The organism is Yoonia sp. (assembly GCF_014859355.1).
Lineage (GTDB): Bacteria > Pseudomonadota > Alphaproteobacteria > Rhodobacterales > Rhodobacteraceae > Yoonia.
Map to the genome: position 1 here is coordinate 1 of NZ_JACUUJ010000032.1, position 12,003 is coordinate 12,003.

Genomic DNA, 12,003 nt, shown 5'->3' on the forward strand with positions numbered 1-12,003 from the left:
TGCATCGCAGCCCATGCCTGTGCCGGGCACAGAACCGTCCGATGTGCCATGTGCATGGTATTTTGGGTAAACAGTTCATATCAGGCAGCATGGCAGGGCAATTGAGCTCTGGATCATGTCTGACAGAGTTGGCTATGCTCGCAAGGCGCGCGCCTTTGCGCGCCGATGTCAGGCGTGGCAGACCGGTCCTGAACCGTTGGCAAAGGGAATGAAGCGCATTGTTCGAAGTCATCACCATCAGTTTCGCGTTCTTCTTCGGTCTGGCAGTCCGCCAGATCGGTTTGCCGCCGCTTGTCGGCTTTCTTGCGGCGGGCTTTGCCATCAACATTTTCGGCCCGCCCCTTGGCCTTCCGGATTATACCGGTGAAACACTGGGGCATGTCGCACACCTGGGTGTGCTGATGCTGTTGTTTACCGTTGGGCTAAAACTCAAGATTTCACAGATCGCCCAACCGCATGTCGTAGGAAGCGCGCTGCTGCATTTTGCGATTTCCGTGGCTGTGTTCATGCCTGGGCTGAAACTGTTCATGGGCATAGACTGGAATACCGCGCTGCTCTTGGCGATTGCGCTGTCGTTTTCATCCACCGTGCTGGCCGCAAAACTGTTGGAAAGCAAACGCGAACTAAGCGCTTTTCATGGCCGCACCGCGATCGGCATCCTGATCGTGCAGGATCTTGTGGCGCTGGTGGTGCTGGCAATCTGGTCTGGCCAGACGCCCAATATCTGGGCCTTGTTGGTATTCGGCCTGCCGCTGCTACGCCCGGTCCTGCACTGGCTGCTGGACCTGGCAGGCTTTGATGAATTGCTGGTCCTGATGGGCATGATGCTGTCGTTGGTGATCGGCGGTATGGGGTTCGAGGCGATGGGCCTGTCGTCGGAAATTGGCGCGCTGGTCATGGGTGTGCTGCTGTCAACGCATAACCGCGCCAAGGAACTGGGGTCTTCTCTTTGGTCCTTGAAAGAGGTGTTTCTGGTCGGGTTCTTTCTGCAAATCGGGTTGACGGGTTTGCCCGATCAGGGCGCAATTGTATTTGCCATGGCGGTCGGCGTCTTGTTGTCGGTAAAGGGCGTGCTTTTCTTTGCGCTTTTGATCCTGTTCAACCTGCGCGCCCGCAGCGCCTTTTTGACGGCCATCAGTCTGACGGCCTATTCCGAATTCGGGCTGATCGTGGCAGCGGGCATTTTGCCCGAATTTCTTGTGCCCCTCGCGCTGGCTGTGTCGGTCTCATTCGTGTTGTCGGCACCGCTCAACCGCTTTGCCCACCCGCTGTTTGAACGATACGATCGCACGCTGCGGCGTTACCAGCGCAACACGCTGCACCCTGACGAGCAGCCCAAAGACATGGGCGACGCCGATGTGCTGATCTTTGGCATGGGCCGGACAGGCAGTGCAGCCTATCAATTTATCGAAGAACAAGGGTTCAAGCCATTAGGGCTTGATGCGGACACCTATATTGCCAAGGCGCATCAGGACGCGGGGCGCAATGTGTTCTTTGCGGATGCTGAAGACAGCAATTTCTGGCGCAGTTGCAAGCTGGGCGATATCCGCGCTGCGATTCTTGCGATGGGTGATCTGGATGCCAAGCTGATCGCAGCGCGTTCGTTGCGCCAGCGCGGTTTCGATGGCCCAATCGTCGCGCATGCCCTGCACGAATCCCATCAGGAACAAATTCGCGAGGCAGGCGCCGATTATACCTATCTGACAATGAACCAAGCCGGCATCCGGCTGGCCGAACAAACGGCAGCGGTGATCGGAAAAAGCTGAAACCGCAGGGGCAGCTGCGACATGCGCGGCAATCCGCAAAGGTCACGCGGCCAGGTGAGACACGCCCGCGCAAGAACGGTCGTTACAGCGTTCCCTGCCCGGTCGCAAACGCGGTCTTGAAACCAAAAAGGGGCGGTCGATGCCGCCCCGTTGGGTTTGGAAAACCCAAACGCTAGGCCGCCTCGCGTTTTGGATTTTTGCCCATGATGATCATCGACAGGATATCATCTTCGGTCACATCCTCGACGCGTTCGGTGCCGATCAATTGGCCATTTTTCATCACCGATACCCTGTCGCAGAGTTCCATCATTTCGCGGGTGTCATGGCTGATCAGGAAAATGCCTAGCCCTTGCGCCTTGAGTTGTTTGATCAGATCCGCAACCATCGCCGTCTCATGCACACCAAGTGCTGCGGTGGGTTCGTCCATGATCAGGATACGGGCGTTGAAATACACCGCGCGGGCAATCGCAACAGATTGCCGCTGCCCGCCTGACAATGACCGCACGGGTTCGGAAAAGCGGTTAAAGTTCGGGTTCAGGCGCGCCATGATCTTGCGCGATTCCGCTTCCATCTTGGCATCATCGACCAAACCAAAGGGCGTGGTCAATTCGCGCCCCAGAAACAGGTTTGAAGCCGCATCAAGGTTATCGGCCAGCGCCAGCGTTTGATAGATCGTTTCGATGTTTTGCGCGCGCGCATCCCGAGGGTTGTTGATCTCGACCTTTTTGCCGTCCACAAAAATCTCGCCTTCATCGGCTTTGTAAGCCCCGGCAAGGATCTTGATCAGGGTCGATTTACCCGCACCATTATGGCCCAAAAGGCCCACAACCTCGCCCGGCATCAGGCTGATCGACACATTGTCCACGGCCTTGATCCCACCAAAACGGATCGAGATATTCTTCATTTCCAAAAGCGGTGTTGTCATTAGATGTCTCCGGTTTTGCGGCGGTAAACGATATCGATCCAGACGGCAAACACCAGAACCGCACCAACCACGATGTTTTGCAGCGGGCTGTCAACACCCACCATTCCCATCCCCGAGGTCAGCGACTGCATGATCAGCGCCCCAAGGATCGCGCCATAGATGGTGCCTGCGCCCCCCGACAGCGCGGTGCCGCCAATGACGGCCGCAGCAATCACGCGCAATTCGTCAAGTGTGCCGATGTCGGTCGTATGCGCCTGCAGACGCGCCTGTGCGACAACAGCCGACAGGCCACACAGGAACCCCATGATGGCGAAAACCTTGACCGTCAAAAGCCGCGTATTGATTCCCGAAAGTTCAGCCGCGTCAGGGTTGCCGCCTGTCGCAAAGATATAGCGCCCCAGACGGGTCTTGCGGGCAACGACCGTCATCACAATGGCGACGGCGACCAGGATCAACACTGAAATTGGCAAGCCGTGTCCTTGGCTAAACCCTTCGGGCATCACCTCGCCACGGGCTTCGAACAAGCGCCGCAACTTGCCTGCGGGCACAGCATAGGCGTTCAGCGTGGCCACAAACCCAAGGATTGCCACGACAAAAATTCCGCCAACGGTAAATTCCGCCCAAAGCGGCTTGGTTGGGAAATTATGGTTAATCCGGTTGCGGCGTGCCGAGTAAACGGCCCAAACCGCAGCGACCGACGCAAGAATGCCGATCACCCAGCTCCAGAATTCGCCCAAGGTGCCTTCGGCGCCACCAAGAAGAATGAAATTGCTGTCCAGCGGTGCAATGGTCTGCCCGCCGGTCAAAAACCAACCTGCATAGCGCCAGACCAGAAAGCCGCCCAAAGTCACGATAAACGCCGGGATCGCCTGATAACCGATCAGCACACCGTTGAAGACACCGATCAAGGTGCCCACCAACAAGCCCGACAGCACAGCCAGCGGCGCAATCCAGGGCGAGCCGATCTCAAGCCCGAATGTCCCCGGCAAAAGGCGCACCTGCACGATGGCCACGACCGCCGAACACACCGCCAACAGCGCGCCAACCGACAGGTCGATGTTGCGCGTGACGATGACAAACACCATCCCCGTTGCCATGATCGCCACTGACACGGTCTGCACCGTGAGGTTGAAAATGTTGCGCGGTGTCAGAAAATTACCGCCTGTGGCAATGCTGAACCCGATGGCGATTATCACAAAGGCGCCGATCATGCCCAGCAGGCGCATATCGAGTTCAAGGCTTTGAAAAAGGTTCTTATCACCTTGGGCGGGCGTCGCCCCGGTGGATTGGGTGCTGTCGGTCATATGTTATCCCCTGATTGCAGGTTGGGTCGATCCATTGCAAATGCGCCGCCCCGGTTGAATGCGGGGCGGCGCCTGCGGCCTAGATATCAGACCGGATCAGTTGCAAGGCGCCGGACCGTTGGTCACACCTTGGCAAAGCGCTTCTTGTGTGATCCAGCCAGCATCAACAACGGCAGACAGGTTGTCGGCGGTCACCGGCACAGGTGCCAGGAAAACAGCGCTCATCTCGTTGCCGCCGGGTGTGGTGAAGCTGACCGCGCCTGCAACGTCAGCAGGTGCTGTGCCACCGGCCAACGCAACGGCGATTTCACCTGCCGCTTTGCCCAGCTCGCGCGCATCTTTCCAGACCGACACGGTTTGCGTGCCAGCGGCCACACGGTTCAGTGCGGCATGGTCGCCGTCCTGTCCGGACACGGGCAGACCTTGCATACCCTGCGCGGTCAACGCCGCAACAACACCGCTTGCGGTGCCGTCATTGGACGCCACGACCGCATCAACATTGTTTCCCTGCTCGGTCAGGATCTGTTCCATGTTGCGCTGCGCGTTCGATGGCTGCCAGCCGTCAGTATAGGCTTCGCCCACAATCGTGATCGCACCAGAATCAATCGCCGCCTGCAACACCTCTTGCTGCCCGCCACGCAGGAAATCCGAGTTCGGGTCGGTAGGCGACCCTTTGATCATCACGTAGTTGCCGGTCGGCTGCACTGCCAGAATGGCCGCGGCCTGCAAACGCCCGACTTCAACGTTGTCAAAGGTCAGATAAAAGGCGCGCGAATCTTCGATCAGGCGGTCATAGGCGACGACGGGAATGTCTTCGTCCACGGCAGCTTGCACAGCGGGGATCACCGCCTGGGTGTCTTGCGCCAGCACGATCAGCGCGTCAACGCCCTGCGCGATCAGGTTTTCGATGTCGGTCAACTGCTTGGCAGCCGATGACTGTGCGTCAACCGAAACATAGGTTGCGCCCGCAGCTTCCAATGCAGCCTTTATTGCGGCTTCGTCGGTCTTCCAGCGTTCTTCTTGAAAGTTTGACCAGCTGACACCAACAGTAAGGCCGTGCGCGTCAGCAAACGCCATCGCGCCCGGCAGCGATGCTGCCATGGCGACAGCAAGAACAGTTCTTCTTTTCATAGAAATTCCTCCCAGATTACATCGGCATTATGGCCAGATCAGGCTTATTTTACCAACTAAATTTATTGCGCTATGCTCTCAAAATGTCAAACAGAATTATTTACCTGAGACAAAAGTAATTCAAATAGACGGATCCAGAGTGCAACAATATGGACGATCTTGCGCAGCGATGAATATGCGGGCAGGTTAGCGCTAACGAAAAGCGGAACAAAACCCCATGAAAGATAATAACAAAATGTTAGGGGTGGCGCGCGCTGCGCGCGCGCAACGCTGTGTGTTGGTGTGTTTTGGCCTGGCGTTTGGCGGGCAACTGTTTGCGGCGCCAGCGTTCAAGGACCAGTCACCGACCCTGCCTGCCGCGCATATCTATGCTGGGGGATGGCCGCATTTCGTGGGTGGCGGCGTTGCGATTTTTGATTGCAATGGCACGGGCCAGCCCGACATTTTTGCCGCCGGCGGCACAGCACCTGCCGCGCTTTTTGTCAACATATCCAACCCCGGGGGCGATATCCGGTTTACGAACGGTGATTTGCCGCCGATCACGGACGTAACAGGCGCCTATCCGGTTGATGTCAACAATGATGATATCATCGACCTGATGGTGCTGCGCAACGGCGCAAACATCCTGTTGCGCGGTCTGGGCGACTGTCAGTTCACCGCAGATGACAGCCTTGGCCTGCCCGCTGATGCCCGCTGGACAACCGCCTTTTCGGCCACCTGGGAAAGCGGACAAACCTTGCCGACGCTCGCCATTGGCAATTACGTGGACGCAAGCAACCCCAACGGCCCCTTTGGCACCTGCGATACCAACTGGTTGATCCGCCCTGACGGCGCCCGCTACGGCGTGCCGACAGCGATTGATCCGGGGTTTTGCCCCCTGTCGATGCTGTTTTCAGACTGGCAGCGCAACGGCGCACCGATGCTGCGCATATCGAACGACAGGCAGTATTATATCAGCGACGGCTATGAACAGATGTGGCAATTGGACCCCCTGCGCGCACTGACCGCCGACGATGGCTGGGACAGGTTGCAACTGTGGGGCATGGGGATTGCCAGCCGCGACATCACCGGTGATGGCCTGCCCGAGGTGATGCTGACATCCATGGGCGATCAGTTGCTGATGATCAACCAGGGCGACGGTTTTGTCGCTGTCCCCTATGCGACAGGATCCTATGCACAGCGCCCGTTCACGGGCGACGACGGGCGGCCCTCTACCGGCTGGCACGCGGAATTTGGCGATATCGACAATGATGGCCTGCCCGATCTGTTCATCGCCAAAGGCAATGTGGACCAGATGCCAGACCTTGCCATGCGCGACCCCAACAACCTGCTGATGCAACAACCCGACGGCACATTCGTGGAAATGGCGGATCAGGCCGGCATTGCCACGATGGACCGGTCACGCGGGGCGGGGCTGGCTGATCTGAATGGCAACGGGCTGCTGGATATCGTGGTCGTCAACCGCCGCGCCCCGCTGGAGGTGTGGCAGAATATCACCCCCGATGCGGGCAACTGGATCGCGGTTGACCTGCGCCAGCCCGCCCCCAACACCCGCGCCATCGGGGCCTTTGTCGAACTGCGCCACGGCGACACCCTGCAAACCCGCGAGGCCACGATTGGCGGTGGCCATGTCAGCGGCAGCCTTATTCCGCTGCATTTCGGGCTGGGTGATGCAGATGACGCACAGCTGCGCGTGATCTGGCCCGACGGAACCGCGACAGATTGGCAGCTTGTCGCCGCCAATCAGGTTGTCACGATCACACGCTGATCAGTCTGCGGGCAAGCCCAACATCGCACGGTTCGCCGCCCGGTCTGCACCCGATTTGGCAAAATCGTCAAAGGCGCGTTCGGACACCGTGATGATGTTGTCGGCAATGAACTGTGCGCCCTCGGCTGCGCCATCTTCGGAATTTTTCAGGAAACATTCCCATTCCAGCACGGCCCAGCCATCAAACCCATAGGTGGATAATTTGGTGAAAATACCCCCGAAATCAACCTGCCCGTCGCCAGGGCTGCGAAACCGCCCTGCCCGTTTCGCCCAAGGCTGAAACCCGCCGTAAACACCCGATTTACCATCAGGGCGGAATTCGGCATCCTTGACGTGAAAGGTTTTGATCCGGTCGTGATAATGGTCGATGAAAGCCAGATAATCCAGCTGCTGCAACACGAAATGCGATGGGTCATACATGATGTTTGCACGCGGGTGCTGATCGACCTTATCAAGAAAATATTCCCAGCTATGGCCGTCGTGCAAATCCTCTGTCGGGTGAATTTCATACGCCAGATCAATGCCATGCGCGTCGAAATCATTCAGGATCGGCCGCCAGCGGTTTGCCAGTTCGCTAAACCCTTCGTCAATCAACCCTTCGGGCCACTGCGGAAACGGGTAGAAATACGGCCACAGCAGTGACCCCGAAAACGTGGTGTGCCGGTCCAGCCCCAACCGCTGCGAGGCGCGCGCGGCAAAACCAAGGTGTTCGGTCGCCCATACGCGTCGCGCGGCGGGGTTGCCGTGAACGGCGGCGGGCGCAAAGGCATCCATCACCGTGTCGTGCGCGGGATGCACCGCAATCAACTGCCCCACGATATGCGAGGCCAGATCGCAAATTTCGATCCCATGATCCGCCAGCAAACCGCGCAGATCGTCGCAATAGGTCTGGCTTTCGGCGGCCTGTTTCATGTCGATCAGGCGGTTGTCCCACGTTGGGATCTGCACACCCTTGAACCCTTTGGCGGCGGCCCATTTCGCCATACCTTCCAAGGTGTTATAGGGCGCATCATCGCCCGCGAATTGTGCCAGAAAAACGCCCGGCCCCTTGATTGTGTGCATCTGCTTTCCTTCTGTGTTGCCGCGCTTCAGACAAAGCGGCTGACGTAGTTTTCCAGAATTTCCTGCCGGCCCGACCGTGGCGCGGGGTTGATCCCCTGCGCCAGCACACGCGCCTGAATGCTGTCCAGATCGCTGTTCAGCATCGCCTGCGCATCCGCGCTGGTCCAGCCTGCATAACGGTCTTTCAGCGCCGTTTCCAAACCGCCATCTGCGATCATCGCCGCCGCCGCCTTGAGGCCGCGCGCACAGATATCCATGCCGCCCACATGCGCCGCAATCAGATCCTGCGCATCCAGCGACTGCCGGCGTAGTTTGGCATCGAAATTGGTGCCGCCGGTGCCCAGCCCGCCCGCCTTGAGGATGTGATAATAGGCCAGCGCCACCTCTGGCACGTTGTTGGGGAACTGGTCGGTGTCCCAACCGGACTGGTAATCGTTGCGGTTCATGTCGATCGACCCCAGCATGCCTTCGGCGGCGGCGACGGCGATTTCATGTTCGAACGAATGCCCGGCCAGAATGGCGTGACCCTGTTCAAGGTTCAATTTCACCTCGTTTTCCAACCCGTATTTGCGCAGGAACCCGATGCAGGTGGCCGCATCAAAATCATATTGGTGCTTGGATGGTTCCTGCGGTTTGGGTTCCACCAGAATGGTGCCTTTGAACCCGATCTTGTGCTTGTAATCCACGACCATGTTCAAAAACCGGCCCATATGGTCCAATTCCTGCCCCAGATCGGTGTTCAGCAGCGTTTCATAACCTTCGCGCCCGCCCCACAGCACATAGTTTTGCCCGCCCAGTTTATGCGTGGCATCCATGCAGCCCTTGACCGTGGCGGCGGCAAAGGCAAAGACATCCGGGTCGGGGTTGGTCGATGCCCCTGCCATCCAGCGGCGGTGGCTGAACATGTTCGCCGTGCCCCACAACAGGCCGGTCTTGCTGTTTTCCATCTTTTGACCGATGTAGTCTGTGATTTCTTCCAGCGTGGACAGGTTTTCGGCGAAACTGCCCTGTTCGGGGCGCAGGTCGGCATCGTGCCAGCAGAAATAGGGAACATTCAGGATATCGAACAACTCGAACGCGACATCGGCCTTTTGTTTGGCGCGGCCCATGTCATCTTGCGGATACCAAGGGCGTTCAAACGTCTGACCACCAAAGGGATCGCCCCCTTCCCATGCAAAGGAATGCCAGTAGGCCACAGCAAAGCGCAAATGATCTTCCATCCGCTGCCCCATGATCATCTCGTGCGGGTTATAGTGATGAAAAGCCAGCGGATTGGCGCTGTCTGCGCCTTCAAATACAATCGGGGCTATGTCGTCAAAGAAACCTGTGGTCATTTGTGTTGTCTTTCAATATTTGAATGTGTCTGCGCGCCCGCCGGGGGCGCGGCCTGCAAAAAGGGATAGCCAAATATAATTTATGTGTCAAAATAAATAAAAAGAGACATGATAATGCAAAACGCGCAGCCTTATGGCATTCCTCTTCCTGACACGCGTAGCACCGGGCGGTTGCGCGTGCTTGATGCGATTCGCAGGGCAGGACAGATTGCGCGCATTGATATTGCGCGCCAGACGGGGTTAAGCCCTGCAACGGTCACCACGATCACATCCGATCTGCTTCAGGCCGGGCTGATTACCCCGATCCTTGCCGACGACCGGCCAACCGGCCAAAGACGCGGCCGCCCGCGCGAGGCGCTCAAACTGCGCGGAGAGGCGCGACTGATCGCCGGATTGAAGGTCGCCAAACACGCGATCACGGTGCTTTTGGTGGATTTCGAAGGCCAGGAAATTGGCAGCCACGAATTCAATCTGCCACAATCGCAATTCACCGGCACCGGGCTTTGTATGGAAATCATTGCCGCAGTCAGCGAGGCCTGCGCGCATCACGGGCTGGCGATTGAATATTTGTCGGGGATCGCAATTGGCTTGGCCGGACAGATCAACGGTAAAACGGGTTTTGTTCACTGGTCGTCCGCGCTGGTGCGACGCAATGTCGATCTGGGGATGATGTTGTCAGAACGGGTGCCCTGCCCTGTCTTTATCGAAAATGATGCCAATCTGGTGGCCAAGGCCGAGCATTTGTTTGGTGACGGGCGCGGGGCGCGCAACTTTCTGGTGGTCACATTGGAATACGGGCTGGGGCTTGGCATGGTGATCGACGGCCAGCTTTACCGCGGGGCGCGCGGCTGTGGGGGGGAATTTGGACATACAAAGGTCGAATCCAACGGTGCGCTCTGCCAATGTGGCCAGCATGGCTGTCTGGAAGCTTACGCCGGGGCCTATGCGCTGGCGCAGGCCGATACCACGCAGCATGAAAAGGCCCGCCGCCTGTTTGCCATGGGGCTGGCCAATCTGGTAAACCTGTTTGACCCTGAATTGCTGATTTTGGCCAGTAAAGACGGTTTGAAACACCCGCTCTGCTCGGCTTCGGTGTTGGCGGATGTCAGTGACATGGTGGTGAAGGTCGATGTGCCGATGCCGCAAATCCGCGTGCATGGCTGGGGCGATCTGCTGTGGGCCAAGGGGGCAGCAGCCTATGGGATCGAACAGGTCGCGGCGCTGGCTGTCCGCGACCTTGGTTCCGCCACTCAGGCGGTGCCGGCAAGCGCAGGATAAAGCGCGCGATAACGTTCCCAGCCTGCGGCATAGCGGTCTTGCAGGTCGGCGCGCGGATCAATGGTTTGCGCAATTGCGGGCTGGGTCATGATCTCGGCGACCGGGGCACCTGTATCGGCAGCAATCCCCAGACGGGCTGCCCCCAACGCGGCACCGAATTCGCCGCCAGCAGGGATAGACAGCGGCAGATTCAGCACCGTGGCCAGCGTTTCCAACCAATAGCGCGACCGCGCCCCCCCGCCCATCGCAATGACCGCGCTCAGGTCTGTCCCCGTGCCGTTCAAGGCAGCCAGACAGTCGCGCAACGCAAATGACACCCCTTCAACCACCGCCTGCGTCAGATCGACAGGCGTGTGCGCGATATCAAGCCCGACAAAGGCACCACGCACCTGCGCGTTGTTGTGCGGCGTCCGTTCGCCCGACAGATAGGGCAGAAACGTCAATGTTGAAGGCCCGCTGATGTGGTCCGGCAAGGCGCCGGTCAGGTCGGCGGGCGTTTGGCCCAACTGCCGCGACAGCCAGTTCATGCAGTCGGTTGCAGCAAGGATCACCCCCATCTGATACCAGCGGTCTGGCACGGCATGGCAAAACGTATGCACAGCCGATTCCGCATCGGGTGTGAAACGGTCCTTGGCCGCAAGCAGCACACCCGAAGTGCCCAGAGACACAAAACCCTGCCCTTCGGCAAAACAGCCAGCGCCACAAGCCGCAGCGGCATTATCACCCCCGCCACCGGCAACAACAACAGGCCCCGCAATGCCCCACCGCTGGCGTAGCGCATCACGCAGATGACCGCTGACTGCGGTTCCTTCACACAAGGCCGGCATCTGGTCGCGCCGCATGTCACCGGCGCTTAATGCGACATCCGACCAATCCCGCGCGCCCACATCCAGCCATGACGTGCCGGCGCTGTCGGACATGTCACCGACATGTTCACCAGTCAACCACAGGCGCAGATAATCTTTTGGCAACAGAACCTTGGCGACCTTTTCGAAGGTCTCAGGTTCATGTTCTTTCAACCACAAGAGCTTTGGCGCGGTGAACCCGGGAAACACGATATTTCCGGTGATGGCGTGTATGCCGGGCTGTGCATCCAGCCATGCAGCCTGTGCAGCTGCGCGCGTATCGTTCCACAGGATGCAGGGCCGCAAGACCTGATCAGCCGCATCCAGAATGGTTGCCCCATGCATTTGCCCGCTTAACCCGATGCCGCGCAGCGCAGCAACGGCATCGGGGTTGCGCGTATGCAAGGCATCCAGCGCGGCACCACAAGCGGTGACCCAATCCGCGGGGTCCTGTTCGGACCAGCCTTGCTGCGGGTGCGGGTTGGCGTAATGCATCTCGACCGTATCAAGGACACGGCCTGCCACATCCGTCAAAATCACCTTGAGCCCTGACGTGCCCAGATCCAGCCCCAGATACATATGATCATTCC

At 58.7% G+C, this 12,003-nt stretch carries 9 protein-coding genes; 3 read left to right on the forward strand and 6 right to left on the reverse strand.

Annotated features, from left to right (window positions below; all coding sequences use genetic code 11):
• The first annotated feature begins 218 nt into the window (after positions 1-218).
• Entirely contained in the window at positions 219-1,766 is a 1,548-nt protein-coding gene (locus IBX59_RS11325; protein WP_296375548.1) for a cation:proton antiporter family protein, read from the forward strand.
• A 172-nt stretch (positions 1,767-1,938) separates the two neighbouring features.
• Here the strand turns inward: IBX59_RS11325 and IBX59_RS11330 are convergent, their stop codons facing one another.
• The 3 genes from IBX59_RS11330 to xylF form a co-directional block, all read right to left on the reverse strand.
• On the reverse strand, positions 1,939-2,691 hold the full coding sequence (locus tag IBX59_RS11330) for an ATP-binding cassette domain-containing protein (RefSeq protein ID WP_296375550.1): 753 nt from the start codon (positions 2,689-2,691) through the stop codon (positions 1,939-1,941).
• A complete protein-coding gene (locus IBX59_RS11335; RefSeq protein ID WP_296375552.1) occupies positions 2,691-3,995 on the reverse strand; it encodes a sugar ABC transporter permease in 1,305 nt (434 codons plus the stop codon). Before IBX59_RS11335 ends, IBX59_RS11330 begins: the two co-directional genes overlap by 1 nt.
• A gap of 96 nt (positions 3,996-4,091) precedes the next feature.
• The gene (gene xylF, locus IBX59_RS11340) at positions 4,092-5,126 is read right to left on the reverse strand and encodes a D-xylose ABC transporter substrate-binding protein (RefSeq protein ID WP_296375554.1); all 1,035 of its coding nucleotides are present in this window, start codon (positions 5,124-5,126) and stop codon (positions 4,092-4,094) included.
• A gap of 217 nt (positions 5,127-5,343) precedes the next feature.
• Here xylF and IBX59_RS11345 point away from each other — a divergent pair, with 217 nt between their 5' ends.
• Positions 5,344-6,894 carry a CRTAC1 family protein gene (locus IBX59_RS11345; protein ID WP_296375555.1) on the forward strand — a complete coding sequence of 517 codons (1,551 nt, stop codon included), beginning with the start codon at positions 5,344-5,346 and terminating at the stop codon, positions 6,892-6,894.
• On the opposite strand, the gene IBX59_RS11350 is transcribed toward IBX59_RS11345, so the two are convergent.
• Together IBX59_RS11350 and xylA are read right to left on the reverse strand one after the other, a co-directional pair.
• Positions 6,895-7,956 carry a sugar phosphate isomerase/epimerase gene (locus IBX59_RS11350; RefSeq protein ID WP_296375558.1) on the reverse strand — a complete coding sequence of 354 codons (1,062 nt, stop codon included), beginning with the start codon at positions 7,954-7,956 and terminating at the stop codon, positions 6,895-6,897.
• A 26-nt stretch (positions 7,957-7,982) separates the two neighbouring features.
• Complete coding sequence (gene xylA / locus IBX59_RS11355) at positions 7,983-9,290, reverse strand: xylose isomerase (protein ID WP_296375560.1); 1,308 nt, start codon at positions 9,288-9,290, stop codon at positions 7,983-7,985.
• A gap of 114 nt (positions 9,291-9,404) precedes the next feature.
• On the opposite strand from xylA, the gene IBX59_RS11360 reads away from it, so the two are divergent.
• Positions 9,405-10,568 (forward strand): ROK family transcriptional regulator, encoded by a 1,164-nt coding sequence (locus IBX59_RS11360; RefSeq protein WP_296375562.1) that lies wholly within the window; start codon positions 9,405-9,407, stop codon positions 10,566-10,568.
• Here the strand turns inward: IBX59_RS11360 and xylB are convergent.
• Entirely contained in the window at positions 10,541-11,992 is a 1,452-nt protein-coding gene (xylB, locus tag IBX59_RS11365; RefSeq protein WP_296375563.1) for a xylulokinase, read from the reverse strand. The genes IBX59_RS11360 and xylB overlap by 28 nt on opposite strands.
• Between the last annotated feature and the right edge of the window lie 11 nt (positions 11,993-12,003).

What these genes read in the sequence shown, in the direction of transcription:
- IBX59_RS11345 (WP_296375555.1), top strand. Translation starts at nt 5,344, where the DNA reads ATGAAAGATAATAACAAAATGTTAGGGGTGGCGCGCGCTGCGCGCGCG.
- IBX59_RS11360 (WP_296375562.1), top strand. Translation starts at nt 9,405, where the DNA reads ATGCAAAACGCGCAGCCTTATGGCATTCCTCTTCCTGACACGCGTAGC.
- IBX59_RS11330 (WP_296375550.1), bottom strand. Translation starts at nt 2,691, where the DNA reads ATGACAACACCGCTTTTGGAAATGAAGAATATCTCGATCCGTTTTGGT.
- xylA (WP_296375560.1), bottom strand. Translation starts at nt 9,290, where the DNA reads ATGACCACAGGTTTCTTTGACGACATAGCCCCGATTGTATTTGAAGGC.
- IBX59_RS11350 (WP_296375558.1), bottom strand. Translation starts at nt 7,956, where the DNA reads ATGCACACAATCAAGGGGCCGGGCGTTTTTCTGGCACAATTCGCGGGC.
- xylF (WP_296375554.1), bottom strand. Translation starts at nt 5,126, where the DNA reads ATGAAAAGAAGAACTGTTCTTGCTGTCGCCATGGCAGCATCGCTGCCG.
- IBX59_RS11335 (WP_296375552.1), bottom strand. Translation starts at nt 3,995, where the DNA reads ATGACCGACAGCACCCAATCCACCGGGGCGACGCCCGCCCAAGGTGAT.
- xylB (WP_296375563.1), bottom strand. Translation starts at nt 11,992, where the DNA reads ATGTATCTGGGGCTGGATCTGGGCACGTCAGGGCTCAAGGTGATTTTG.